Here is a 24970-nt window from a genome sequence, read left to right as displayed (position 1 = left end):
CACCCCATGCCAGTACCGATTCTGAAACAGGGCGCGATTCTGATCGCTTCGGTGCAGTCCGCGCTCACCGACTCCGACGCCGAACGCCTTCGCTTCGACCTGATGGAGCGGGTCAGCAGGTTTCGCGCCCAAGGCATCATCGTCGATGTCACCGCCATCGACGTGATGGACTCGTTCGCCGCCCGCTCGCTGCGAACCATCGCCCACATGACCCGGCTGCGCGGCGCGGACACCGTGATCGTGGGTCTGCAACCGGAAGTGGCCTTCGCGATGGTGCAACTGGGTCTGCAGTTCGATGACATGAACACCGCACTGGATCTCGAAGAGGGCCTCGCGCTGCTGAATCGCCAAGGCGGAGTGGGGAAATCGACGATCGGGCGCGATGGTGGCGGGTGATATCGTCGTCGACATCCACAACTCCGACGACATCGTCGCCGCCCGCAAGGCCGGACACCAACTCGCCCTCGATCTCGGGTTCTCGCTGACCGACGTGACCATGATCGCCACGGCGATCTCCGAAATAGCCCGGAACATCACCAGCTACGCCGGACGCGGGGCCGTCCGGATCGCCGTGGCCGAACGGGACGGGCGCAAGGCCCTGGTGGTGCGCGCGGAAGACGACGGCCCGGGCATCGCCGACATCGAGCGCGCGATGGAGGACGGCTACTCGACCGGCCGCGGGCTGGGGATGGGTCTGCCCGGCGCCCGCCGCCTGATGGACCGCTTGATCGTGGACTCGACGCTCGGCCGCGGAACGGTGATCGAGATGTGGAAGTGGGTCCCCGGCCGTGCATGAGAATGGGCGCTTCGGGCCGATCGAGTGGGCGAGGGCGGGCCGCCCCATGCCCAGCGAGTTCACCTCCGGCGACCGGGGTATCGCGGTCGACCTCGACGGTGCCGGCGCGCTGTTCGGCGTGGTGGATGGCCTCGGCCACGGCCCGGACGCAGCGGCGGCCGCGCTGCGCGCCGTCGACGTGGTCAAGCGCTCGGGTTCCGAGCGCCTCGAGGTTTTGATGCAGCTCTGCCACCGGGTGTTGGACGGCACCCGAGGAGTCGCGATGACGCTGGCGCGGATAGACTTTGCGGCCGGCACGCTGTCGTGGACGGGGGTGGGCAACGTCACCGCGGAGCTGGTGGCCAAGGCTCCGACCGGTATTCAGATCCGGTCCAGCGCGCGCCTCACCGGGGGAATCGTCGGCTACCGAATGCCCGAAATCCGGCCCGCCCAGGTGGTTTCGATCCGCCCCGGGGACCTGCTCGTGATGACCACCGACGGTATCGCCGAGGATTACTTGGAGCACATCGACTTCGCGGCCTCCGCCGTCGTCATCGCCGAAGGGCTCCTGGCCAAGCACGCCAGGGAAACCGACGATGCCATGGTGCTGGCCGCGCGTCACCGGGGGGCATCGACATGAACGGCAACCACGACTTCCACGCGCAGTACCGCGCCGCCCTGCGCGACTACCTGCAGTCGCGCGACGAGGACGCCCTGACCGTCGGCCACGAGCTCGGACGCCGCGCCCTTGAGGAGGACATCAGCGTGCTCGAAATCATCGAGCACCATTTCCGATTGGTGCAGGCAACCCAGGAGTCCCCTTGGGCCGATGCGTCGGCCGGGCTCGAATTTCTCCTGCAGACGCTGGCCCCCCTGGACGTCGCGACCCGCGGATTCCTCGACGGCACCAGGCGTTTCGCGCAGGAGCGGGCCCGGGCCGAGGGCCTGGCCGATCGCGACAAATTCCGTACGGCGCTGGTGAATTCGCTGCAGGAGGGCTTTTTCGTCGCCGACCACGAGGGCTCGGTGGTGGAAGTGAACAACGCCTTCATCGAAATCCTCGGCTATCCCGCCGACGGGCTGCCATACCGGTGGCCCCACCCGTGGCTGGTCGACCGGAAGACCGCCCGTGAGCAGCAGGCCCTGGTCCGCAGTAACGGCAGCGCCGAGTACGAAACACCGATTCGTCATCGAGACGGGCATCTCGCGTGGGTGATGGTCAGCATCAACGCGGTCAAGGAGGCCGGCAGCGACCGGGACGCCTTCGTGGGCACGATCCGGGACATCACCGCGGAGCGGGCGTTCGCCGCCCGCGAGAGCGCGGTACTGCGGCTCGCGACGGCGGTGGCCGTGGCCAAGAGCGTGGCCGAGTTGCTCGCGATCACCCTCGACGAATGCCGGACGGCGATCGACGTCAAGCGGGTGATCGCCGTCTCGTGGCCCGGCGGCGGGGGCGAACCGACCGTTCAGGTGGCGGGCGAACCTGCCGAATCCTCCTGGCGCGAACTGGATCCCTGGCTGCGTGACACGTTTCAGGACGCGCGCCACCAGCTTCCGCTGACGGCCAAGACGGTGGACAGGCCCGAGAATCCCGGCAAGGCACAGGGATTGGTGGCGGTACTGTCCAACACCGGGGACCTCGCGCTGTGGCTGGAGCTGTTGACACCCCGTTGGATCAGTGCCGAGGATCGGCTGCTGGTCACGGTGCTTATCGGCCACCTGAGCCTGGCCATGCAGCACGTGCGCCAGTTCGAGAGCGCGCGCGAAACCTCGCTGACCCTGCAGCGCGCCATGCTGCCCACGGTGCAGCTCCCCGCCGGCTTCGCCGTGTGCTACGAACCGGCCGTCCTGCCGTTGGAGATCGGGGGCGACTGGTATGACGTTCTACCGATCGGTGGTAACCGCATCGGCATCGTCGTCGGGGACTGCGTCGGCCGCGGCCTGCCGGCGGCGGCGGTCATGGGCCAGCTGCGCAGTTCGGCGCGCGCGCTGTTGATCAACGGCGCCCAGCCCGCGCTCCTGCTCGAACAGCTCGACCTGGCGGCGTCGCTGATCCCGAATGCCTACTGCACCACGGTCTTTCTCGCGATCCTGGACACCGAGACCGGCGTCCTGGAATACAGCAACGCCGGCCACATGCCCGCGATGGTCGCCGGCCCGCGGCCCGCGACCACGACCGTGGTGACCGACGCCGCCTCGGTGCCGCTCGCGGTGCGGCGCGACGAACCGCGGCCGCAGGCCTCGCGGGTGCTGCCGGCGGGCTCGACGCTGATGCTGTACACCGACGGCCTGGTCGAACGCAAACACGAGTCGATCGACATCGGAATCGCCCGCGCCGCAGACGTTTTGCTCGAGACGATGAAGCTGCCCCTGGACGCCGTCCCGCAGACCGTGGTCCGCACGCTGGCCCCCGCGTCGGGCTATGACGACGACGTCGCCATGGTGATATACCGGCATCGGCCGACGCGGCTGCGGATCGAAAGCGAGGCCGTCGCCGATCAATTGGTCGACATCCGGCACCGGCTCGCCGCGTGGCTGCGCGCCGTCGAGGTTCCGAACGCGCTGGCCGCCGACATCGTGCTGGTCATCAACGAAGCGTGCACCAACTGCGTCGAGCATGCCTACCGCGGACACCAGATCGGGACGATGCTGCTCGAGGCGGAAGTGACCGACGGCCGAGTCGAGACGCGGGTGAGCGACGACGGTTCGTGGAAGACGCCGGCCGCCGACCCGGGCAACAGCGGGCGCGGCCTGGTGCTGATGCGGGCGCTCAGCGACACGATGGAAGTGCGCAACAGCCCTAAGGGCACAACCATCGAGAACACCTTCCGGATTCCGGAGCCCCCGGCCTGAGGGGCCCCCGTTTGCCTGGCCCGATTCTCGGGTAGTCATCGGCGTGACTCGCGCATCAATCACGGTGGAGCCTGCCCTGCCCGCGGCGCATGGACCGCTGTCGACGGCCGTCCATCGCGCGCTGGCCGGCCCACCCGCGCACGACAACCTCACGCGCATCGGCGCCTCGGTGCGGGACTCCGACCCCTTCGGCCTGGATCTCCAGCTCGCCTTGTGCATGTGCTACGAGCTGCATTACCGGGGTTTCGCGGGCGTCGATCCCGCCTGGGAGTGGAATCCCGCGCTGCTGCGGTTGCGCGCGGAACTGGAACGCGTCTTCCTGGCCGGGGTGCGACGCGACGTCGGTCCCATTGACCCCGACCAAACGGCGCAAGCCGAAATGGAGGCGATTTCCATCGAGCCCGCCGATGGTGGCGGGCCGTCGTATTTCCTGCGCGACTCGGGAACCTGGCAGCAGATGCGCGAATACTTCGTGCACCGGTCGCTGTATCACCTCAAAGAGGGCGACCCGCACGCGTGGGCGATCCCGCGGCTGATCGGCACCGCCAAGGCGGCATTCGTGGCCGTCGAGTTCGACGAGTATGGCGCCGGCCAGGGCCCGCGCCTGCACCAGCAACTCTTCGCGGACCTGTTGACGGCGGCGGGCCTGGACGCGACGTATCTCGGCTATCTCGGCGCCGTCCCCGCCGAGGCGTTGGCCGTCGTGAACCTCATGTCGCTGTTCGGGTTGCACCGTCGGCTGCGTGGCGCCGCGATCGGGCATTTCGCCTCGACCGAGATCACCTCGCCGCCGGGATCGCGGCGCATGGTGCAGGCCCTACAGCGGATGGATGCGCCGCCGGCCTGCATCGGCTTCTACAGCGAGCACGTCGAAGCTGACGCGGTACACGAACAGGTGGTGCGCATCGACGTCGTCGGCGACCTCGTCGCGCGGGAACCGCACCTCGACTCCGATGTCGTCTTCGGGATCCGCGCGCACGCGGCGGTGGAAAACCGCCTGGCGGACAAGCTCATCGAGGCGTGGAAGCAGGGCCAGACCTCGTTGCGCCAGCCCCTGGACTAGCTGGTGGTTTTGACGCCGCGGCAGCGGCGATGGCTGGTGTCGCACAACGGATAATCGTCGCTACGCCGGCAGGTGCAGATCGCGACCATGAAGCGGTCGGACTCGACGACGTCGCCGCCTGGGGTTTCCACCCGCACCGGCCCGGACACCAGCACGGGCCCTCCGGCCACCACCTGTACCCGCGTGGTGCTCATGGCTTATCCGCCCGGATCACCACGAGTTCCTCTTCCCTCCGCCCGCGCGGGATCCGCCCGGTCTGCTCCAGCCAATTGGCGCGCGCCGACATGACGGGACCGAACGGAATCCACTTCGACGCGATGACTTCGGCCCTCAGGCCGGCCCATTTCAACCGGTCCAGGGATTGCTGGACGCCCGCGATCGCCGAGTGAACGAGCAGCAGGGATCCGCCGTCGCACAGCAACTTTGGCGCCGAGTCGCACAGCGGATCCAGGACCAGCCGCCCGTCGGGGCCCGCGTCCCAGGCCCACGTGGGTTCGGCGATCGCGCGGGCCGGCTCGGCGCCGTCGTCGGGCGGGGCCGGCACATAGGGCGGATTGGCCGCCACCACGTCGAACGGTGCCCAGTCGACGGCGTCGGTCCACGATCCCATGCGCACGTCCACCTCCACACCGGCCAGGGCGGCGTTGCCGCGCGAACAACGCACCGCGTGAGGGCAGGTGTCGCAGGCGGTCACGCTGGCGCAACCCATCTCGGCCGCGGCGATCGCGACGAATCCGCTACCAGTACAAAGGTCGAGGACCCGTCGTCCCGGAATGAGCGCGGAGTAGTGCATGGCGTCGACCAGCAATCGGGAATCCTCTTGGGGCCGATACACATTTTGCGCAACGGAGATCGCGGGTTCAGGGTAAGTCGTTGTCAACGTGGGCCTTTCGGTCAGCCTGGCAGAGATCGCCGTGGCGACCACGGCCTGACCTGTGTAATGCCCGCAAACTCGCGGGTTAAAACGGTGCCGTCACGGATCGACGGCGGCTATCCCGCGCTGCCGTTGGCGAATTGCTTGATGATGGTCTCGCAGAACGCCGGCAGATCCGACGGTGAGCGGCTGGTGATCAGGTTGCCGTCGACCACCACTTCCTCGTCCACCACGTGGGCGCCGGCGTTGCGCAGGTCCGTGCGGATGCTGGGATAAGAGGTCAGCGTGCGCCCCACAGCCACGCCCGCCTCCACCAGCGTCCAGGGGCCGTGACAGATAGCGGCGACCGGCTTGCCGGAGACGACGAAGTCGCGGACGAACTTGACCGCGGCACCGTCCAAACGCAGCTTGTCCGGGTTCACCGTGCCGCCCGGGAGCACCAGGCCGCCGAAGTCACCCACCGACGCGTCCGACACCGCACGGTCGACGGGAAAAATACCCGCGGGCTCGAGATCGTGGTTGCGAGCCTGGATTTCGCCCGCCTTCAGCGACAGCACCTCGACCTGGGCGCCGGCTTGCTCCAGAGCCTCCCGCGGCTGCTCGAGTTCGACCTTCTCTACGCCGTCGGCCGCCAGGATGGCAATCTTTGTTCCTTGCAATTCATTTGACATCGCAGTACCTCCCTCGCTGTGTCGTGGATATAGGACGACTTCCGTCTCCACCGCGGCGCGGGCGCACAACGCCGCAAATCCGCTGTTGCACAGCAACTCGCCGGCCGCCTGGCCCATAGCCTTCGTTCGTACGTCAAACTGCCGGTGGTAGCCCGATGCCCACGTTGGAATTCGGATACCCCTGCAGGAAACGCCCAAACGCCTAATCAGCCCGACGCGTCGCGCAGCGCGTCGAGCAAAGGCTGGGCCGCCTCTTTGAGGAAGAGCTCCTGCGTCTCGCCGCCGATCTGGACGAGCGCGATGTCGGTGAACCCGGCTTCCCAGTAGGGTCGGACGGCCTCGACGATCGCATCCAGGTCGGGGCCGCAGGGGATGGCTTCGGCAACGTCGTCGGGCCGCACGAACTGGGTCGCGCCGGCGAAACCGGCCGGGGTGGGCAGGTCGGCGTTGACCTTCCAGCCGCCGCCGAACCAGCGGAACTGATCGTGCGCGCGCTGGATGGCGGCATCCTTGTCGGGATCCCAGGAAATCGGGATCTGACCGACCACCCGTCCGCCCCCGGCAAGGTTGGCGGCCTGGCGCGCGGCGTGCCACTCGCGGACCAGTTCCCCGTCGGGCTCCACCGCGATCAGGTGTTCGGCGAGCCGGGCGAACCGCTCGACGCCCTTCGGGCCGGACATTGCGACCCCGATGGCGACCGGGACGTCCGGCACGTCCCACAGCCGCGCAGAGTCCACCTGGTAGTACTCGCCGCGCCAGTTCACCAGCTCGCCGCCGAACAGCTCGCGGATGATCTTGATGGCTTCGCGGAGCATGTCCTGCCGACGCTCGACGGTGGGCCAGCCCCTGCCGACGACGTGTTCGTTGAGGTTCTCGCCGCTGCCCAGGCCGAGGGTGAACCGGCCGTCGGACAGGATCTGCACCGTGGCGGCCTGCTGCGCGACGATCGCGGGGTGGTACCGGATCGTCGGGCAGGTCACGTAGGTGTACAGGTCCACCCGTTCGGTGGCATGCGCCACCGCGCCCAGTACCGCCCAGGCGTTCGGCGCGTGCCCCTGCGACACCAGCCAGGGCGAGAAATGGTCACTGCATACCTCGAAGTCGAACCCGCGATCTTCGGCTGAAACTGAATGCCGCACAAGGTCTTTGGGTCCACTCTGCTCGGTCATCAAAGTGTAGCCAAAATTCGTCATAGCCAAATGGATACCCACGGGTTCGCGAGCCTAACGCCGCGGCAAAAATCGGGCCCTAGGGCGTTGAGTGTGAAGCCCGGGCTTTGATTGTGAAGCCTGGGCGGGAAAATCGTCGGATCCCCGCCCAGGGTTCACACCGAAAACCGCCACCGCACACTCAAGGCCCTGAATGCACTCACAAGGCGGCTAGTCCGCCGTGGTGATGGAGTCGCCGGTAACGCCGGCCGCCCGGCGGGCCGCCAGCCTGCGCTTCTGCGGCTCGATCGTGTAGCGGGGGTCGCGGGTCGATTCCAGGCCCGCCTCGAAGAACCCCAACCGCAGCAGCGCCGAGGCTGCCAGCAGCGCCATGCCGGACAGGGCGGCGACGCCGCGATGTTTGCCGCCCAGCAATGCGCCCAAACCGCCTGCGGCGGCGAGCCGTTCGCTCCAGGCCAGCAGCCGGCCGGGCCGGCCGTGGTGCAGCGGTTCCCTGGTCACCGGGTCCATCCGGTATTCGGTGAACCTGGCGGAGACGAGATCGCTCACCGCACCGATGACGGCCAACGTGCGGGCGGGCCCGGCCTCGGCGACCGGGGTGGTGATCATCGCCAATCCCGACGCGGCCAGGCTCGCCGAGCTGGCGAACACGAACGGCAGGTCCTTGTAGGCGGCGTTCCAGGTCGGGGTCGCGGTGTCGCTGAGCAGCACCGCGGTGTAGACGGCAAGCGGCGGCGCGAAGACCGCGGCCTCCAATCCGGCCGGTCCCTCGACGGCGCGCAGCACGGGCCGCAGCGGGCCCAGCGGGATGCGCCCGCCGGTCATCCGGTCGACCTCGGACATGGCGGCCAACCCGATGCCGGCGCTGAAGAAGCTGAGAATCCACGATCCGACGCTCATCGGCGAGGTCAGCTTGATCGTCCGCAGCATGTTGACGAAGCGCTCGGGCCGGCCCAGGTCCTTCACCAGCGCGACCGCGCCCAGCATCACCGCGATCAGGGCGGACAGCCTGGTGTTGCGGCGCAGCTTGTGCCGGCCGGTGAGCTGGGCTCCGGCCGCCAGCAGGCCGGACCCGCCGGCGACGCCGCCCAGGAACAGGTACGCCGCCACCTCGTGTCCCCAGGGCGCGGGCTTGACCACCGGGCGTCCGTAGTAGGAGGTGAACTCCGCTTCGGGGACCATCGGCATCTCGCGCGAGCCGTCGGCACCGCCCTTGCGCCCCTTGCCCTTTCCGTTGCGCCGCCTGCCGCCCGTCGGCTCGGGCGGGCGCACGCTGTCGAATTCCGAGGTGGTCACTTGTTCCTCCAGAACGCCAGCACCGCCGCGCCGAACATGCCGGCCGCGGCCAGGCCGGCCCGCTTGAACATCTGGGGCAGGTCGGCCGTGCACACCCGCGGGTCGGGCGGCAGGCCGTAGACCTCAGGCTCGTCGAGCAACAGGAAGATCGAGCCGGTGCCGCCCACCCCGTCGTGCTCGTTGGCGCCGTACAGGCGGGCCTCCGTCAGCCCCTGGGCGTGCAGCGCGGCGACCCGCTCGCGCGCCTTGACCACCAGGTCGTCGTGGTCACCGAACTTGATCGAGGTCGTCGGGCAGGTCTGGGCGCAGGCCGGCGTCTGGTCCTCGACGAGGCGGTCGTAGCACAGGGTGCACTTCTGGGCCACCCCGGTGACGGGCTTCTCGCCCGCGGAACCCGGTCGCTGCGCCGGCGTCGTGTAGGTGCCGTCGCTGCGACGCTCGACCACGCCGAAGGGGCACCCCGCGACGCACGTGCCGCACCCGTTGCAGACGTCGTCCTGCACGACGACGGTGCCGAATTCGGTGCGGAACAGCGCGCCGGTCGGGCAGACGTCGAGGCACCCGGCGTGGGTGCAGTGCTTGCACACGTCCGACGACATCAGCCAGCGGAACTCCGGCGTGTCCGGCGGGCTGATGTCCGGGCGGCCGGGGAGGGCGGGCATGCCCAAACCGATTAGCGCGCGGCCGGATTCGCGCGCCTCCTCGATGCGGTCGCGGCCCTGCTCGACGAACGCCACGTGCCGCCACGTGCTGGCGCCGAGCGCGCCGGTGTTGTCGTAGGACGAACCCAACAGCTCCAGCTCCCCGTCCTGCGGGTTGCGGTTCCATTCCTTGCACGCCACCTCGCAGGCCTTGCACCCGATGCAGATCGAGGTGTCGGTGAAGAATCCCTTGCGCGGCTTGGGTTCTGCCCAACCGGCGTCGGCGGCGGGGTCAGTCGGTCCGCTCAGCTGGCCCATCGGCTCCCCCTTCCCAGGCGGCATCGCTCACTCGTTCATTGCCGGTCTCGGCGGTGGCGCCCGAGCGAGACTGGTATTCGGCGATCAGGCGCAGCAGCTCCTCCCCCTGCGGCCGCCGGCCGGGCCGGATGTCGCACGAGCCGGCCTTCGACTCCTGGATCTGCACGTTGGGATCCAGTGTCACGCCGAGCAGGTCGTTGGCCGCGTCCCCGCTGACCACCGCGTCGCTGCCGACGCCCCAGTGGTAGGGCAACCCGATCTGGTGCACCGTGTGTCCGCCGATGACGAGCGGGGCCACCCGCTCGGTGACCAGCACCCGGGCCTCGATCGCCGCGCGGGGCGAGACGATGGTGGCCCACCCGTAGGGCTCGAGGCCGCGCTCGGCCGCCAGCTCCGGCGAAACCTCGCAGAACATCTCCGGCTGCAGCTCCGAGAGGTAGGGCAGCCACCGGCTCATGCCTCCCGCGGTGTGGTGCTCGGTGAGCCGGTAGGTGGTGAACACGTACGGATACACGTCGGCCCCGGGTTCCCCGGCGCTGGGCGCGCTGAGGTTGTCCTTGCGCGGGAACGTGATTCGCGCCGGGTTTCGCTGCTGCGGATACAGCGCGTTGGCGACCGGCGACTCCTGGGGTTCGTAGTGCGTGGGCAGCGGCCCGTCCAGCACCCCCTTCGGCGCGAACAGCCAGCCCTTGCCGTCGGCCTGCATGATGAACGGGTCGTCGCCGGCCAGCGCATCGGGGCCGCCGACGTCGGGGTCGGGCCGGGCTCCGGGCGCGCGGTCGGCCACGAAGTCGGGCACGTCATGGCCGACCCACCGTTGCCGGTCCGGGTCCCACCAGACGTATCGCTTGCGCTCGCTCCACGGCTTGCCGTCCGGGTCGGCGGACGCGCGGTTGTAGAGGATCCGCCGGTCGGCGGGCCACGCCCAGCCCCACTCGGATTGGCTGGGCGAGTCACCGCCGTGCGGCACCCGGCGCGCGGCCTGGTTGGTGGCGTCCGCGTACACCCCGGTGTAGATCCAGCACCCGGCCGCGGTGGACCCGTCGGCGCGCAGCTCGGTGTACGACGACAACGGCGTGCCCTCCGCGACGTGATACCCGTTGATCTCGGCCAGCACCGCCTCGCCGTCGGGGTCGCCGTGCTCGTCGGTCGGGTAGTCCCACGTCAGGTCCAGCAGCGGGCGGTCGCGCTCGTCGGTCGAGCCGGCCAGGCGCGCCCGGATGCGCTTGCCGAGCTCGTAGAAGAAGGCCAACTCGCTTTGGCAGTCGCCGGGCGGCTCGACCGCCTTGTGGCGCCACTGCAGCAGCCGCTGCGTCTGGGTGAACGAGCCCGCCTTCTCCACATGCGTTGCCGCGGGCAGGAAGAACACCTCGGTCTCGATGTCCTCGGTTTTCAGTTCGCCGGAGGCGATTTCGGGACCGTCCTTCCACCAGGTGGCCGACTCGATCAGGTTGAGGTCGCGGACGACCAGCCACTTGAGGTGGGACATGCCCAGGCGCTGCATCCGGCCGTGCGCCGAACCGACCGCGGGATTCTGGCCCAGCAGGAAGTAGCCCTCCACCTCGTCGGCCAGCATCGCGGTAACGGTCTGGTAGGTGCCGTGCGGGCCAGTCAGGCGGGGCAGGTAATCGTAGGCCCAGTCGTTGTCCGCGCGCGCCGCGTCGCCCCACCACGCCTTGAGCAGGCTGATCGTGTAGGTGTCGGCGTTGGCCCAAAAGCCTTTCTGCCGTTTGGATCCCACCGCGTCGAGGTAATCCCGCAGCGAGTCGTGCGTCCCGGCCTTGGGCATCGGCAGGTATCCGGGCAGCAGGTTGAACAGCGTGGGAATGTCGGTGGAGCCCTGGATGCTGGCGTGGCCGCGCAACGCCATGATGCCACTGCCCGGCCGGCCCACGTTGCCCATCAGCAGCTGCAAAATCGTTGCGGTGCGGATGAATTGGGCCCCCAGGGTGTGCTGCGTCCAGCCGACGGCGTAGGCGAAGCAGGTGGTGCGCTCGCGCCCGGAGTTCTCGACGATGGAGCGGGCGAGGTAGTCGAAGTCCTCGGCGCCGATGCCGCAGACGTCCCGGACCATCTCCGGGGTGTAGCGCGCGTAGTGCCGCTTGAGGATCTGGAATACCGTGCGCGGATGCGCCAGGGTCTCGTCGCGCTTCACCCGGGCGTGCGCGAGCGGTGGCCCGCCGCTGCCGTGCTGGTCACCGGCCGCACGCGCCGACGACTCGGCGCCGTGCTCGCCGGCCGGTCCGGGCCCGGCGTCGCCCTGTTCGTCGTACGCCCACGTCGACATGTCGTACTGCCCGGTCTCGGGATCGAAACCGGAGAACAGCCCGCCGAGATCCTCGGTGTCCCGGAAGTTTTCGTTGATCAGGGTGGCGGCGTTGGTGTACGCGAGGACGTACTCCTTGAACCACAGGTCGTTGGTGAGCACGTGGTTGATCAGCGCGCCGAGCAGCACCACGTCCGAGCCGGCCCGGATCGGGATGTGCCGGTCCGACACCGCCGAGGTGCGGGTGAAGCGCGGGTCGACGTGGATCACCCGGGCGCCGCGGGCCCGGGCCTCCTCCACCCACTGGAACCCGACCGGATGGCACTCGGCCATGTTGGAGCCCTGGATGACGATGCAATCGGCGTTGGCCATGTCTTGCAGTGATTGGGTGGCGCCGCCGCGCCCGAAGGAGGTTCCCAGACCGGGAACCGTTGAGCTGTGTCAAATGCGAGCTTGGTTCTCGATCTGGATCGCACCCGCGGCGGTGAACAGCTTCTTGATGAGGTAGTTCTCCTCGTTGTCCAGCGTCGCGCCGCCCAGCGAGGCGATGCCCATGGTGCGGCGCAGCAGCTGACCCTTCTTGTCGATGTCCTGCCAGGTGTGCCGGCGGGATTCCAGGAAGCGGTCGGCGATCATGTCGATCGCGGTGTTCAGTTCCAGCGGCTGCCATTCGGTGGCCCGTGGCGCGCGATACAGCACTTTCACTTGCCGCCCAGGCGAATTGACGAGTTGCTCGCTGGCGGACCCCTTCGGGCACAGCCGCCCCCGCGAGATCGGCGAGTCGGGGTCACCCTCGATCTGGACCACCCGCTCGTCCTTAACGTACACCCGCTGACCGCAGCCGACGGCGCAGTACGGGCACACGCTCTGCACCACCCGGTCGGCGGTGGCCGTGCGCGGGGCGAGGCTGCGGGTGTGCTTGGAGGTCACCGCCGACCCGCGGCCGAGCTTGTCCCCCGAACGCAGCTGACGCAGCACGGGCCATTCCAGGAAGATCTTCCGCATCGCCATCCCCTTACCCTAGTGCGTCACGCCAAAACCCCGCCCGCTCAGCGCACCACGATCGTGCGCTCGCCGCGGGGCACCAGCTCCCCGACGACGGGCGCCCCCGGGACCTCGCCGGCGATCAGCAAACCGCCCGAGGTTTGCGCGTCGGCGAGCAGCAGGGCCTCGTCCTCACCGACGGCGGACAGGTCGGCGTGCGGCGCCACCCAGTCGAGGTTTCGCCGGGTGCCGCCGCTGACGTAGCCGGCCGCCAGCGCCTCGCGCGCGCCATCCAGATAGGGCACCGCCGCCGAGTCGATCACCGCCGTGACGCCGCTGGCCCGCGCCATCTTGTAGAGGTGTCCCAGCAATCCGAAACCCGTTATGTCCGTGGCGCATTCGGCGCCCGCGGCCAGCGCGGCGGCGGCCGCATCGGCGTTGAGCATGGTCATCGCGTCGATCGCCTGCTCGAAGCGCTCCCCGGTGGCCTTGTGCCTGCTGTTCAGCACGCCGATGCCGAGCGGCTTGGTCAGCGACAGCGGCGTGCCGGGTTTGCCGGAGTCGTTGCGCAGCAACCGGTTCGGGTCCGCGATCCCGGTGACGGCCAGCCCGTATTTGGGCTCCGGGTCGTCGACGCTGTGCCCGCCGGCGAGGTGGCAGCCGGCCAGGCCGCACACGTCGAGCCCGCCGCGCAGCGTCTCGGCCGCCAGCTCGAACGGCAGCACGTCGCGCGGCCAGCCCAGCAGGTTCACCGCGACCACCGGCCGCCCTCCCATGGCGTACACGTCGGACAGCGCGTTGGTGGCCGCGATGCGGCCCCAGTCGTAGGCGTCGTCCACCACCGGGGTGAAGAAGTCCGTCGTCGCGATCAGCGCCGTGCCGGCCGTGCCAGTTTCGAGGCGCACCACCGCCGCGTCGTCGCCGCTGTCCAGCCCGATCAGCAGCTCGCCGAGCGGGTCGCGCGGCCCGGCCGGCCCGAGCCCGCGGACGATGTCCTCCAGTTCACCGGGCGGGATCTTGCACGCGCAGCCGCCGCCGTGGGTGTACTGGGTCAGTCGGTATGTCACGAAGTCCATACTTGTCGACATGGTCCGAGGAGGCGTGTCCGGTCTGGTGACCGGCGCGGTCTTCAAAACCGTCGAACGGCAGACGCTGCCGCTGGCGGGTTCGATTCCCGTCCGCCTCCGCCATACTCCCTCGAGCCTCGCATGAGCGACCCGCGCCGACGGGTCCCCGGGACTGACGTCCTGCTCGCCGACCCGCGCCTGGTCGAGGCGCAACGGGTGTTGGGCCGCGCGCTGGTCAAGTCGGTGATCGTCGAGGCCCAGCGTCGCGCCCGCGCCGGGGAGATCGAGCCCGACCGCGTCGCCGAGCACGCCGTCGCCGCGCTTCCGGCCACCGCGTCGAGCCTGCGACCCGTCCTCAACGCCACCGGCGTCGTCGTGCACACCAACCTGGGCCGGGCGCCGCTGTCGCGGGCCGCCGTCGACGCGGTGATCGCCGCGGCCGGGACGACGGACGTCGAGTTCGACCTGGCGACGGGCCGGCGCGCGCGCCGCGGCCGGGGCGCGCTGGGGGCGCTGGCGCGGGCGGTGCCCACCGCGGGCGGCGTGCACGTGGTCAACAACAACGCCGCCGCGCTGCTGCTGACCGCCCTGACCCTTGCCCCGGGCAAGGAGATCGTGCTCAGCCGCGGCGAGCTGGTCGAAATAGGCGACGGCTTCCGCATCCCCGAATTGCTGGCGTCCACCGGTTCGCGGCTGCGCGAGGTCGGCACCACCAACCGCACCAGCCTGCGCGACTACGCCGACGCGATCGGGCCCGACACCGGTTTCGTGCTGAAGGTGCACCCGTCCAACTTCCACGTCACCGGGTTCACATCGGCCGTCGACGTCACACAGCTGAAGGACCTGGGCGTGCCGCTCGTGGTCGACATCGGCTCCGGGTTGCTGGCCCCGCACCCGGTGCTGCCCGACGAGCCCGACGCCACGTCGATGCTGCGCGACGGCGCCAGCCTGGTCACCGCGAGCGGCGACAAGCTGCTGGGCGGTCCACAGGCCGGCCTGCTGCTCGGTGACGCCGCGCTCATCGAGCGGCTGCGCCGCCATCCCGCGGCGCGCGCCCTGCGCGTGGACAAGCTCACCCTCGCCGCGCTGGAGGCCACGCTGACCGGCCCGCCGCCGCCGGTGGCCCAGGCGCTGGACGCCGACGTGGCGCGGCTGCGGGCCCGCGCCGAAACGCTCGCCGCCCAACTGCCCGACGCGGTCGCGGTGGACTGCGTCGCCGCCGTCGGCGGCGGGGGTGCGCCGGGCGTCGAGTTGCCCAGCGCCGCCGTGAGCCTGCCCGAGTGGTACGCCGCCGCGCTGCGCGCCGGCAGCCCGCCGGTCGTCGGCCGCCTGGAATCCGGCCGCTGCCTGCTCGACCTGCGCACGGTGGCGCCGGAGGGCGACGAGCTGCTGGCGGCGGCGGTGCGCGCGTGTACGTCATAGCCACCGCGGGCCACGTCGACCACGGGAAGTCGACCCTGCTGCACCGGCTCACCGGCATGTGGCCCGACCGGCTGGCCGAGGAGCGGCGCCGGGGCCTGACCATCGACCTCGGCTTCGCGTGGGCCGAGGTCGGCGGCCGTCAGGTCGCGTTCGTCGACGTGCCCGGCCACGAACGGTTCGTCGCGAACACGCTCGCGGGCGTCGGCCCGGTGCCGGCCGTCCTGTTTGTCGTCGCCGCCACCGAGGGCTGGATGCCGCAGTCCGAGGAACACCTGGCGGCGCTCGACGCCCTCGGGGTCCGGCACGGCCTGCTGGTGATCAGCAAGGCCGACCTCGCCGACCCCGGACCGGCGATCGAGCGGGCGCGGGAACGATTCGCCGCCACCTCGCTCGGCGACGTCCCCGTCGCGGTCGGCACCGACCTGGAGCGGGTGCGGGCGGGGCTGGCGGCGCTGATCGATCGGCTGCCGGTGCCGGACCGCGACGCCGACGTGCGGTTGTGGGTCGACCGGTCGTTCACCGTCCGCGGGGCGGGCACCGTGGTGACCGGGACGCTGGCGGCGGGCACCATCCGGGTGGGTGACGAGCTGGAACACGCGGGCCGGCGCGTCACGGTCCGCGGGCTACAGTCGTTGGGCCGCAACGAGATTGAGGTCGGCGCGGTGGCGCGGGTCGCGCTGAACCTGCGGGGGGTGGACCGCCACGACATCGGCCGCGGGGACACCGTTCGGACGCCCGGCGTGTGGCTGGACACCGCGGAGATCGACGTCGGCCTGCGGTCGCCCGGCACTCTGCACCGCCAGCTGGTGCTGCACGTCGGGTCCGCGGCCGTGCCGGTGCAGGTGCGTACGTTGGGGACCGCCGCGGCGCGGCTGCGCCTGGCGAACCCGTTGCCGTTGCGGGTCGGGGACATAGGCCTGCTGCGCGATCCCGGGGAGCATCGGATCGCGGCGGGCATCGAGGTGCTCGACGTCCGGCCGCCGGGGCTGCGCCGCCGGGGAGCGGCGCGCGAACGCGCGGCCGAGCTGGCGACCGGCCGGGTCCGTCCCGCCGAGTGCGCGCGGGCGAGCGACCTGCGCGCGATGGGCCTGCCGGCGCAAGGGCAGCGGGTGGGCGACTGGGTGGTGGACCCGCGGTGGTGGGCCGAGCGGCGCGTCCGTGCGATCGAGGCGGTGCGGCGCTGGGCGGGCGAGCACGACGTTGCGGCGGGCATGCCGCTCGAGACGCTGCGGCAGCGCGCCGGGCTGCCGGCCGCCGAACTGCTGCCCCCGCTGCTGGCCGGCACCGGCCTGGAGGTGGCCGACGGGCTGGTCCGCCCGCCCGGCGCGGGCCTGCCGGCCCGGGTCGACAAGGCGGTGCGCGCGATCGAGGAATGGCTGGCCGCCGAGCCCTTTCGCGCCCCGGAGGCCGACGAACTGGCCGACCTCAAGCTCGGCCCCCGTGAGCTGGCCGCGGCGGTGCGCGCCGGGCGGCTCGCCCGGATCGCCGACGGTGTGGTGCTGGGTCCGGACGCGTTCGACCGGGCGGCCGGCGTCCTGGCCAAGCTGCCGCAGCCGTTCACCGTCAGCGAGGCCCGCCGCGCGCTGGGCACCACCCGCCGCGTGGCCGTGCCATTGCTCGAGCGGCTCGACGACCGGCGGGTCACCCGGCGGGCCGGCGACGGCACCCGGACGATGGCCTGATCGATCGGCCCTACAGGCGCTCCTTCACCGCGGCCGACAGCCGCGCGCCGTCGGCCTTTCCCGCCGCGATCGCGGTGGCCGCCTTCATGACCATGCCCATCTGCTTCATGCCCGGGCGCTCGCCGATCTCCTCGGCGACCTGTGCGATCGCGGTGTCGGCGACGTCGGCCAGCTCGGCCTCCGTGAGGGGCGTGGGCAGGTATTCGTCGATGACCCGGGCCTCGGCGTGCTCGTTGGCGGCGAGCTCACCACGACCGTTCTGGGTGTAGATTTCGGCCGCCTCGGCCCGCTTGCGCGATTCCCTGGCCAAGACCTTGATGACGTCGTCGTCGGTGAGCTCGCGCGCCTGCTTGCCGGAGACCTCCTCGGTCTGGATCGCGGCCAGCAGCATGCGCAGTGTCGCGGTGCGCAGCTTGTCCTGGGTCTTCATCGCCTGCGTCAGGTCGGCCCGCAGCCGGGATTTCAGTTCCGCCATGGCTCAGACGCTACGCGCCGCGGCGCCGGTCAAGATTGAGAAATGCCCGGACCGCCGACAGGATGGAGCCCATGACGAACGACGGGCCCGGCCGCGCAAGCCTTGAAGGACACAGCACCCGGTGAGCACGCTGCCGCCGCCCGGTTATCCGGCGTTCCCCCCGCCCGGTGGATACGCACCGCTGGGCTACCCGCCGGCCGGGTACGGTCCCCCGCCGGGGTACGGCGTTCCGCCGCCCGGCTACGGCCCGCCACCGGGGTACGGCCCGCCACCGGGGTACGGCCCACCGCCGGGGTACGGGCCGCCGCCAGGGTACGGGCCGCCGCCGGGGTACGGGCCGCCGCAATTGGTTCCCGGGGCGCTCAAGCCCGGGATCATCCCGCTGCGGCCCCTGACCCTCAGCGACATCTTCAACGGCGCGGTCGGGTTCATCCGGGCCAACCCCAAGGCGACGCTGGGACTGACCGCGATGGTCGTCGTGGTCATGCAGCTCATCTCCATGCTTGCGACGTTCGGCCCGTTGGCGGCCTACGGCCGGCTCACGGTCGCGCGCTCCAGCGAGCTGAGCGGCGGCGTCGTCGGCGCGTGGCTGGGTTCGATGGCCGCGGGAATGCTGGTCACCTGGCTCGGCGGCATGCTGCTGTCCGGCATGCTCACCGTCATCGTCGGGCGGGCGGTGTTCGGATCGCCCATCACCATCGGCGAAACCTGGGTCAAGATCCGCGGGCGGCTGCTCTCGTTGCTCGGGCTGGCGCTGCTGGAGGGCGCCGCCGTGGCGGTCCTTTTCGGGCTGGTGGCGGTGATCGTCGCGGTCTTCGCCGTGGCCGGCGGCCCGGCGCTGGCGGTCCTCTTCGGCCTGCCGCTGGTGCTCGTCGCGATCGTGTTGCTGGTCTACCTCTACAACATGGTGCTGTTCGCGCCCGTGCTGATCGTGCTGGAGCGGTTGCCCGTCATGGATGCGATCACCCGATCGTTTCGGCTGGTCCGTGGCGGCTTCTGGCGCGTGTTGGGCATCCGGGCGTTGACGTTCGTGGTCGCGTCCTTCGTCGGCAACGCGGTCGCGCTGCCGTTCAGCATCGTCGGGCAGGTACTGCTGATCAGCGGCGGCGCCCCGTCCACCGGCGGACTGCTGCTGAGCAGCGCGATCGCATCCGTCGGATCGGCTATCGGCCAAATCATCATCGCGCCGTTCAACGCCGGCGTCATCACGCTGCTCTACACCGACCGCCGGATGCGGGCCGAGGCGTTCGACCTGGTGCTGCAGACCGGCGCCGCCGGCGGCCCCTACGCGGTCGCGTCCACCGACAACCTCTGGCTGACCCGGCCGGTTTAGGACCAACCGACAGTGCCTTCCATCGACATCGACCGCGATGCCGCCCATCAGGCCGCACAGATAGAGCTGGGCAAGCCGATCTATTCGAAAGGTTCGGCCGCCCAACAATTCGCCGAGTGGGTCAACGAACTGATCTACCGGCTGCTGGAGAAGACCGCGTCGATACCGGGCGGCTGGTTCACCACCAGTGTGCTGCTCATCCTGCTGGTGATCGCGGTCGCGGTCGCCGTCCGTGTCGCGCGGCGCACTATGCGCACCAACCGCGGCGGCGACTATCAGTTGTTCGAGGCGGCTCAGCTCACCGCGGCGCAGCATCGCGCCACCGCGGAAAGCTATGCCGCGCAGGGGGATTGGTCGGCGGCGATTCGGCATCGGCTGCGCGCCGTCGCGCGTCAGCTCGAGGAGACCGGTGTGCTGGAACCGGCTCCCGGACGCACCGCCAACGAGCTGGCCCGCGACGCCGGCGCGGCGCTCCCACACCTGGGCAGCGAATTATCGGACGCCGCAACGGCCTTCAACGACGTGACGTACGGCGAGCGGCCCGGAACCGAGGCCGCCTACCGGATGATCGCCGCCCTCGACGACCATCTGCGCTCGCGCTCACCCGCGACGGCCCCGGCGGCCGGGCGGCCCGCGGCCACCGACTCCTGGGCGCAGGTCCGATGACGACGACGCGTCCGGCGGCGCCAACGCCGGTGCGGCGGTGGCGAACGTGGGCCTGGGTGGTCGTCACCATCGTCGCGCTCGCCGTCATCGCCGGCGTGGGCGCCTACCTGACCGCACCGCGCCCGGGCGCCCGGATGGATCCGAAATCCACCGAGCCGGACGGGGCACGCGCGCTCGTGACACTGCTGCGCGACGGCGGTGTCGAGGTGGTGGTGGCCGACACCGTCGCCGACGTTGAACGCGCGGCGCGGCCGGGCACGCAGATCCTGGTGGCGCAGAGCCAATACCTCACCGACTCCGCGCTGCTGGACCGGCTGGGGAGCGCCCCCGGCGATCTGCTGCTGGTGGAGCCGACGGTGCGCACCCGGGAGGCGCTGATGCCGGGGGTGCGCATGTCGGCCGGCAGCACGGCGTTCGACAAGAGCCCGAATTGCTCACTGCGAGAGGCGAACCGCGCCGGCACGGTGCGATTCGGGCCCAGCAACACCTATCGGGCCACCGACCACCGGGCCATGACGAGCTGTTACGACGGGATACTCATCCGGTACCGGGACGACGGGCGAGTCGTCACCGCGGTCGGCAGCACCGACTTCATGACCAACGGGAGCCTGCTGCAGGCGGGCAACGCCGCGCTGGCGATGAACCTCGCGGGCGCGCGGCCCCGGCTCATCTGGTACGCGCCCCACCGCATCGAGGGTGAAACGTCGTCCCCGTCATCGATTTCCGACCTGATCCCGGAAAACGTGACCTGGATCGTGTGGCAGCTGTGCCTGGTCGTGCTCTTGGTTGCCCTGTGGAAGGGCCGCCGGACCGGCCCGCTGGTGGCCGAGGAACTGCCCGTCGTGGTGCGTGCGTCGGAGACCGTCGAGGGCCGCGGCCGGCTCTACCGGTCCCGGCGCGCCCGCGACCGCAGGCCGGCGGCGTTGCGCACCGCCACGGTGCAGCGGTTGCTGCCCCGCCTGGGGTTAGGCCCGGGCGCGCCGGCTCCCGCGGTGGTGGCGACGGTGGCCCGGCGCAGTGGCGCCGATCCGGGATTCGTTTCCTACCACCTGTTCGGGCCGCCCCCGGCCACCGACCACGACCTGTTACAACTTGCCCGTGCGCTCGACGACATCGAAAGGCAGGTCACACGAACGTGACGCAATCACAAACCACGCCCACCGCTGAGGCGGCCCGCGAGGCGCTGCTGGCGTTGCGGGCCGAACTCGCCAAGGCCGTCGTCGGGCAGGAAGGGGTCGTCAGCGGCCTGGTGATCGCGCTGTTGTGCCGCGGGCACGTGCTGCTGGAAGGCGTTCCGGGAGTGGCGAAGACGCTACTGGTGCGGGCGATGTCGGCCGCCCTGCAGCTGGAGTTCAAGCGGGTGCAGTTCACCCCCGACCTGATGCCCGGCGACGTCACCGGCTCGCTGGTGTACGACGCGCGCACCGCCGCGTTCGTGTTCCGGCCGGGCCCGGTGTTCACCAACCTGCTGCTCGCCGACGAGATCAACCGCACCCCGCCCAAGACGCAGGCCGCGCTGCTCGAGGCGATGGAAGAGCGTCAGGTCAGCGTCGAAGGCGAGGCCAAGCCGCTGCCCGACCCGTTCATCGTCGCCGCGACCCAGAACCCGATCGAATACGAGGGCACCTACCAACTGCCCGAGGCCCAGCTCGACCGGTTCCTGCTCAAACTCAACGTCACGCTGCCGTCGCGCGACGCCGAGATCGCCATCCTCGGCCGGCACGCGCACGGCTTCGATCCCCGCGACCTGTCGGAGATCAACCCGGTGGCCGGACCGGACGAGCTCGCGGCCGGGCGCAAGGCGGTGCAACAGGTCCTGGTCGCCGACGAGGTGCTGGGCTACATCGTCGACATTGTCGGCGCCACCCGCTCGTCGCCCGCCCTGCAGCTTGGTGTGTCGCCGCGCGGGGCGACGGCGCTGCTGGGCACGGCGCGGTCGTGGGCCTGGCTGTCTGGCCGCAACTACGTCACCCCCGACGACGTGAAGGCCATGGCCCGCCCCACCCTGCGGCACCGGGTGATGCTGCGCCCCGAGGCCGAGCTCGAAGGGGCGACGCCCGACGGTGTGCTCGACGGAATCCTGGCGTCGGTGCCGGTGCCCCGCTAGTGATCCTGACGGGGCGCACCGGGCTGCTGGCGCTGATCTGCGTCCTGCCCATCGCGGTATCACCTTGGCCCGCAAGGGCTTTCGTGGTCCTGCTGGTGTTGCTGGTGACATTGGTGGTCGTCGACGCCACGCTCGCGGCCAGCACCCGCGCGTTGCGTTATACCCGTTCCCCGGACTGCTCGGCCCGGCTGGCGCAGCAGGTGCAGGTCGGTCTGCAGGTGCACAACGACGGCCGCCGGCGATTCCGCGGCCAGATCCGCGACGCCTGGCCGCCCAGCGCATGCGCCGAGCCGCGCAGTCACGCCGTCAACATTCCGGCCGGGCAGGCGCAGCCGCTGGAGACCCGGCTGCGTCCGGTCCGTCGCGGCGATCAGCGCGCGGCCGCGGTCACGGCGCGTTCGATCGGGCCGCTGGGGCTGGCCGGACGGCAGGGTTCGCGGCCGGTGCCGGGGCAGGTCCGGGTGCTGCCGCCGTTCCTGTCGCGCAAGCACTTGCCGTCGCGGCTCGCCAAGCTGCGCGAGATCGACGGCCTCCTGCCGACGCTGATACGCGGGCAGGGAACCGAATTCGATTCGCTGCGTGAGTATGTCGTCGGCGACGACGTGCGCTCGATCGACTGGCGTGCGTCCGCGCGGCGCGCCGACGTAGTCGTCCGCACCTGGCGACCCGAACGCGACCGGCGCGTGGTGATCGCGCTCGACACCGGGCGCACGGCGGCCGGCCGCGTCGGCGTCGACCCCACCGCCTCCGACCCGGCGGGGTGGCCCCGGCTGGACTGGGCGATGGACGCGGCGCTGCTGCTGCCCCCCCCGGCGTCGCGGGCCGGCGACCACGTTGACTTTCTCGCCCACGACCGGGTAAGCCGCGCCGGCGTGTTCGGCGCGTCGCGCACTGAGCTGCTTGCCCAGCTCGTCGACACGATGGCCCCGGTCCAGCCGGCGCTCATCGAATCGGATTGGCGCGCAATGGTTGCCACCATCCTGCGGCGCACCCGGCGGCGGTCGCTGGTGGTGCTGCTGACCGACCTCAACGCGACCGCCCTGGACGAGGGCCTGCTGCCGGTGCTGCCGCAGCTGTCGGCCAAACACCACGTGATGATCGCCGCCGTCGGCGACCCACGCGTCGACCAGATGGCCGCCGGGCGCTCGGACGCGGCCGCGGTCTACGACGCCGCGGCCGCGGAACGGTCGCGCAACGACCGGGGGGCGATCGCGACCCGACTGCGACGCGGCGGCGTGGAGGTCGTCGACGCCCCGCCCACCGAGATCGCACCCGCCCTCGCCGACCGCTATCTGGCGATGAAAGCCACCGGGCGGCTGTAAGTTTCGGTGAGGCTCAGCCGGTGGGCACCACGTCGGGCGCGTCCTCGACATCACCGGTCTCACCGGCTTTCACCGCGCGGCGGCCGAAATACACGATGTAGGACAGGAACGCGGCCTCGGCGATGACCCCGATGCCCACCCGGACGAACGTCGGCAACGGCGAGGGCGTCACCAGCGCCTCGATCAGCCCCGAGACCAGCAACACACCCACCAGTCCGACAGCGACCGCGACGACGCCGCGCCCCTGCTCGGCGAGCACCTGCCCACGGGGGCGATCGCCCGGCGAAATCACCGACCAGCCCAGCCGCATCCCCGTTGCGCCCGCGAGGAATACCGCCGTCAGCTCCAGCAGCCCATGGGGGGCCAGCAGGCCCAGCAGGATGCCGCCCTTGCCGGCCTGGAACATCAACCCGGCGATCAGCCCGAGGTTGGCGGCGTTGTTGAACAGGATGATCGGGATCGGCAGCCCCAGCACCACGGACATCGCGATGCATTGCGCGGACACCCAGGAGTTGTTGATCCAGACCTGCAGCGCGAACGCGGCGGCGGGGTGCTCGCTGTAGTACGACGCGACATCGTGGTTGACCAATTCGTCGATGTCACTTGGTGTTCCGAGTGCGGACTGCACCTCCGGGTTGCCGGCCACCCACATCGCGATGATCACCACGACGGCGAAAAACGCCACCGCCGTGCCCAACCACCACCGCCAGGTGCGGTACGCCACCACCGGGAACGACACGGTCCAGAAGCGGACGAACGTGCTGCTCATTGGCGCGTGGGCGCCGGTGACCACGGACCGGGCCCGCGCGACCAGGCTCGACAGCCGACCGATCAGCAGCGAATCCGACGACGCCGAGCGCAGCATCGACAGATGGGTGGAGACCCGCTGGTAAAGCTCGACGAGTTCGTCGACCTCCGCGCCGGTCAGCGAGCGGCGCCTCTTGACCAACTGGTCGAGCCGGTCCCACGTACCGCGATGGGTCAGCACGAATGCGTCGACGTCCACCCTGCGCAGCCTAATCGGCCTGTACCGTTCGGTGTTATGTCGGAGGTGGTGACCGGGGACGCCGTGGTGCTCGACGTGCAGATCGCACAGTTGCCGGTGCGGGCGGCCAGCGCGCTGATCGATATCACGGTGATCTTCATCTGCTACGTGCTCGGCCTGATGTTGTGGGCGGCCACCCTGACCGAGTTCGACTCCGCGCTGAGCACCGCCGTCCTGCTCATCTTCACGGTGTTGGTGGTGGTCGGCTACCCGTTGGCGTTCGAAACCGCCACGCGGGGAAGGTCGGTGGGCAAGATGGCGCTGGGCCTGCGGGTGGTGTCCGAGGACGGCGGCCCAGAACGCTTCCGGCAGGCGCTGTTTCGGGCGCTGGCGTCGGTGGTGGAGATCTGGATGCTCGCCGGGAGTCCCGCGGTCATCTGCAGCATCTTCTCGCCGAAGGGCAAGCGCATCGGCGACGTCTTCGCCGGCACGGTCGTGATCAGCGAGCGCGGGCCTCGGCTGAGCCCGCCGCCCATGATGCCGCCGTCGCTGGCGTGGTGGGCGTCCTCGCTGCAGCTGTCGGGACTGGGCGCCGGACAGGCCGAAGTGGCGCGCCAATTCCTTTCCCGCGCACCGCAACTCGATCCTCAACTGCGCCTACAGATGGGCTACCGGATCGCCGGCGACGTCTTGTCGCGCATCGCACCACCGCCGCCGCCCGGCGCACCACCGGAGTTGGTGCTCGCCGCGGTGCTCGCCGAGCGGCACCGCCGCGAACTGGCCCGGCTGGCACCCCACCTACCCCCTGCCGCGGGGCCGTGGCCACAACCGCCGGCACCGGTTACACCCTGGCCGCAACCGCCCCCGCAGCCCCAGCAGCCCCCGGTCCCCTGGCCGGAGCCGGAGCCTGGCGGTTTCGCGCCGCCCGGCTAGCTGTACCGGGACATGACGTTGGTAGCGGGCGTGTCGGCTTGATGTGAGGAGAACCCCCGGGTGGGGTG

General features: G+C 70.7%; 23 protein-coding genes and 1 tRNA gene. 14 read left to right on the top strand and 10 right to left on the bottom strand.

Annotated features, from left to right (window positions below):
• Positions 1–6: 6 nt before the first annotated feature.
• From A9X00_RS20365 to A9X00_RS20345, 5 genes are read left to right on the top strand one after another with little or no spacing between them, the layout of a single operon-like run.
• Positions 7–396 (top strand): STAS domain-containing protein, encoded by a 390-nt coding sequence (locus tag A9X00_RS20365; protein WP_067157499.1) that lies wholly within the window; start codon positions 7–9, stop codon positions 394–396.
• On the top strand, positions 386–796 hold the full coding sequence (locus A9X00_RS20360; protein ID WP_067157634.1) for an anti-sigma regulatory factor: 411 nt from the start codon (positions 386–388) through the stop codon (positions 794–796). The genes A9X00_RS20365 and A9X00_RS20360 overlap by 11 nt, the downstream gene beginning before the upstream one ends.
• Before the next feature lie 46 nt (positions 797–842).
• Positions 843–1415: a SpoIIE family protein phosphatase gene (locus A9X00_RS20355; protein WP_082975408.1), complete on the top strand. Its 573-nt coding sequence runs from the start codon at positions 843–845 to the stop codon at positions 1413–1415.
• Positions 1412–3628, top strand: a complete 2217-nt coding sequence (locus tag A9X00_RS20350; protein WP_067157493.1) for a SpoIIE family protein phosphatase — start codon at positions 1412–1414, stop codon at positions 3626–3628. Before A9X00_RS20355 ends, A9X00_RS20350 begins: the two co-directional genes overlap by 4 nt.
• 43 nt (positions 3629–3671) lie before the next feature.
• Complete coding sequence (locus tag A9X00_RS20345) at positions 3672–4691, top strand: iron-containing redox enzyme family protein (protein ID WP_067157490.1); 1020 nt, start codon at positions 3672–3674, stop codon at positions 4689–4691.
• Here the strand turns inward: A9X00_RS20345 and A9X00_RS20340 are convergent.
• The 8 genes from A9X00_RS20340 to selD form a co-directional block, all read right to left on the bottom strand.
• Positions 4688–4885 (bottom strand): CDGSH iron-sulfur domain-containing protein, encoded by a 198-nt coding sequence (locus tag A9X00_RS20340; protein ID WP_067157487.1) that lies wholly within the window; start codon positions 4883–4885, stop codon positions 4688–4690. The genes A9X00_RS20345 and A9X00_RS20340 overlap by 4 nt on opposite strands.
• The gene (locus A9X00_RS20335) at positions 4882–5571 is read right to left on the bottom strand and encodes a HemK2/MTQ2 family protein methyltransferase (protein ID WP_067157637.1); all 690 of its coding nucleotides are present in this window, start codon (positions 5569–5571) and stop codon (positions 4882–4884) included. The genes A9X00_RS20340 and A9X00_RS20335 overlap by 4 nt, the downstream gene beginning before the upstream one ends.
• Positions 5572–5681: 110 nt before the next feature.
• Positions 5682–6236, bottom strand: coding sequence for a type 1 glutamine amidotransferase domain-containing protein (locus A9X00_RS20330; RefSeq protein ID WP_067157631.1), 555 nt, complete (start codon positions 6234–6236; stop codon positions 5682–5684).
• Between the two features lie 206 nt (positions 6237–6442).
• Positions 6443–7429 (bottom strand): LLM class F420-dependent oxidoreductase, encoded by a 987-nt coding sequence (locus tag A9X00_RS20325; RefSeq protein WP_067157484.1) that lies wholly within the window; start codon positions 7427–7429, stop codon positions 6443–6445.
• Between the two features lie 186 nt (positions 7430–7615).
• Complete coding sequence (nrfD, locus tag A9X00_RS20320) at positions 7616–8701, bottom strand: NrfD/PsrC family molybdoenzyme membrane anchor subunit (RefSeq protein WP_067157482.1); 1086 nt, start codon at positions 8699–8701, stop codon at positions 7616–7618.
• Positions 8698–9660 carry a 4Fe-4S dicluster domain-containing protein gene (locus A9X00_RS20315; RefSeq protein ID WP_067157478.1) on the bottom strand — a complete coding sequence of 321 codons (963 nt, stop codon included), beginning with the start codon at positions 9658–9660 and terminating at the stop codon, positions 8698–8700. The genes nrfD and A9X00_RS20315 overlap by 4 nt, the downstream gene beginning before the upstream one ends.
• Complete coding sequence (fdh, locus tag A9X00_RS20310; RefSeq protein WP_232006890.1) at positions 9635–12937, bottom strand: formate dehydrogenase; 3303 nt, start codon at positions 12935–12937, stop codon at positions 9635–9637. Before fdh ends, A9X00_RS20315 begins: the two co-directional genes overlap by 26 nt.
• Before the next feature lie 38 nt (positions 12938–12975).
• Positions 12976–13986 carry a selenide, water dikinase SelD gene (selD, locus tag A9X00_RS20300; RefSeq protein ID WP_369830776.1) on the bottom strand — a complete coding sequence of 337 codons (1011 nt, stop codon included), beginning with the start codon at positions 13984–13986 and terminating at the stop codon, positions 12976–12978.
• A 19-nt stretch (positions 13987–14005) separates the two neighbouring features.
• Here selD and A9X00_RS20295 point away from each other — a divergent pair.
• From A9X00_RS20295 to A9X00_RS20285, 3 genes are all read left to right on the top strand, one after another.
• Positions 14006–14100: transfer RNA gene (locus tag A9X00_RS20295), tRNA-Sec, on the top strand.
• A gap of 18 nt (positions 14101–14118) precedes the next feature.
• Complete coding sequence (gene selA / locus A9X00_RS20290) at positions 14119–15399, top strand: L-seryl-tRNA(Sec) selenium transferase (protein ID WP_067157469.1); 1281 nt, start codon at positions 14119–14121, stop codon at positions 15397–15399.
• Positions 15387–17081 carry a selenocysteine-specific translation elongation factor gene (locus tag A9X00_RS20285; protein WP_067157466.1) on the top strand — a complete coding sequence of 565 codons (1695 nt, stop codon included), beginning with the start codon at positions 15387–15389 and terminating at the stop codon, positions 17079–17081. Before selA ends, A9X00_RS20285 begins: the two co-directional genes overlap by 13 nt.
• Positions 17082–17091: 10 nt before the next feature.
• On the opposite strand, the gene A9X00_RS20280 is transcribed toward A9X00_RS20285, so the two are convergent.
• The gene (locus A9X00_RS20280; RefSeq protein WP_067157463.1) at positions 17092–17556 is read right to left on the bottom strand and encodes a GatB/YqeY domain-containing protein; all 465 of its coding nucleotides are present in this window, start codon (positions 17554–17556) and stop codon (positions 17092–17094) included.
• Positions 17557–17677: 121 nt separating this feature from the next.
• Between A9X00_RS20280 and A9X00_RS20275 the strand changes: the two genes are divergently transcribed.
• Genes A9X00_RS20275 through A9X00_RS20255 form a run of 5 tightly spaced genes read left to right on the top strand, consistent with a single transcriptional unit; the run spans position 17678 to position 22984 of the window.
• Positions 17678–18889 carry a hypothetical protein gene (locus tag A9X00_RS20275; protein WP_067157460.1) on the top strand — a complete coding sequence of 404 codons (1212 nt, stop codon included), beginning with the start codon at positions 17678–17680 and terminating at the stop codon, positions 18887–18889.
• A gap of 12 nt (positions 18890–18901) precedes the next feature.
• Complete coding sequence (locus tag A9X00_RS20270; protein WP_067157457.1) at positions 18902–19555, top strand: DUF4129 domain-containing protein; 654 nt, start codon at positions 18902–18904, stop codon at positions 19553–19555.
• Positions 19552–20694 carry a DUF4350 domain-containing protein gene (locus tag A9X00_RS20265; protein ID WP_067157454.1) on the top strand — a complete coding sequence of 381 codons (1143 nt, stop codon included), beginning with the start codon at positions 19552–19554 and terminating at the stop codon, positions 20692–20694. Before A9X00_RS20270 ends, A9X00_RS20265 begins: the two co-directional genes overlap by 4 nt.
• Positions 20691–21662: a MoxR family ATPase gene (locus tag A9X00_RS20260; protein ID WP_067157451.1), complete on the top strand. Its 972-nt coding sequence runs from the start codon at positions 20691–20693 to the stop codon at positions 21660–21662. The genes A9X00_RS20265 and A9X00_RS20260 overlap by 4 nt, the downstream gene beginning before the upstream one ends.
• Positions 21662–22984 (top strand): DUF58 domain-containing protein, encoded by a 1323-nt coding sequence (locus A9X00_RS20255; protein WP_067157447.1) that lies wholly within the window; start codon positions 21662–21664, stop codon positions 22982–22984. The genes A9X00_RS20260 and A9X00_RS20255 overlap by 1 nt, the downstream gene beginning before the upstream one ends.
• 13 nt (positions 22985–22997) lie before the next feature.
• Here A9X00_RS20255 and A9X00_RS20250 read toward each other — a convergent pair whose 3' ends face one another.
• Entirely contained in the window at positions 22998–23990 is a 993-nt protein-coding gene (locus tag A9X00_RS20250; protein ID WP_067157444.1) for a stage II sporulation protein M, read from the bottom strand.
• A gap of 36 nt (positions 23991–24026) precedes the next feature.
• On the opposite strand from A9X00_RS20250, the gene A9X00_RS20245 reads away from it, so the two are divergent.
• A complete protein-coding gene (locus A9X00_RS20245; protein ID WP_067157441.1) occupies positions 24027–24902 on the top strand; it encodes an RDD family protein in 876 nt (291 codons plus the stop codon).
• Positions 24903–24970: the final 68 nt, after the last annotated feature.

It is taken from the genome of Mycobacterium sp. 1245805.9 (assembly GCF_001672915.1).
GTDB lineage: Bacteria > Actinomycetota > Actinomycetes > Mycobacteriales > Mycobacteriaceae > Mycobacterium.
The sequence above is the reverse complement of the archived record's forward strand: the minus strand, read 5'-3'. Positions and strand labels throughout refer to the sequence as shown.